Raw genomic sequence first — 283 nt, forward strand, 5'->3', positions numbered from 1 at the left:
GGCGTCCTCGGCGCGGCGCAGCCGCACCAGCACCGGAATCAGCACCACCGACAGCACGCCCACGATGGTGACCGGCAGCCAGGTGGCCATGGTCATCGTGAACTGGTAGGCGTCGACGGCGTCGCTGACGCCGTAGCGGTACGCCACCGCCATCTCCTTGATGGCGCCGGCGGCCTTGCCCAGCAGCAGGAACACCGCCACCCGGAACGCGCCTTTGAAGATGCGCTGGTGGTCCGGGTGGATGCTGCCGAGTTTGCGGATAAGTGCTTTCAAATCAACGCAG

General features: G+C 66.4%; 1 protein-coding gene. It reads right to left on the minus strand.

Annotated elements, in window-relative coordinates; all coding sequences use genetic code 11:
- Positions 1-283, minus strand: a 283-nt coding sequence (locus OH705_RS27085) for a hypothetical protein (protein WP_267303417.1), incomplete at both ends; no start/stop codon positions are given.

Source organism: Pseudomonas sp. BJa3 (assembly GCF_026343815.1).
In the GTDB taxonomy this organism is placed as follows: Bacteria; Pseudomonadota; Gammaproteobacteria; order Pseudomonadales; family Pseudomonadaceae; genus Aquipseudomonas; species Aquipseudomonas soli.